1 protein-coding gene is annotated in these 278 nt (G+C 57.6%); it reads left to right on the plus strand.

Annotated features, from left to right (window positions below; genetic code table 11):
- Positions 1-80: 80 nt before the first annotated feature.
- Positions 81-278 (plus strand): DUF2267 domain-containing protein (locus tag KVT11_RS21420; protein WP_217609137.1); only part of this gene is annotated, 198 nt, incomplete at its 3' end.

A 278-nucleotide genomic window follows, 5' to 3' on the forward strand; every position in this document is an offset into this window, starting at 1 on the left:
ATCCGTGTAACGTCCGAGGACGTTCGCACCTGGCGCGGCCTCACCCATTAGAACCAGCCATCCACCTTCCGGAGATTGAAATGAGCGAAACTCAAGTTGCAGCACTCGATCACACGATCCAGCAGACGAACCTTTGGCTGAAGAGGCTCGTGGAGGAGCACCATTTCGCAGACCGGCATCAGGCCTATAATGCGCTTCGCGCCGTGCTCCGGGCGCTCCGGGATCAGCTGACTATCGAACAGTCGCTTCATCTGTCCGCGCAGTTTCCGATCCTTGTT

This window comes from Bacillus sp. GbtcB10, from assembly GCF_019091365.1.
Classification (GTDB): Bacteria; Bacillota; Bacilli; order Bacillales; family Bacillaceae; genus Bacillus; species Bacillus altitudinis.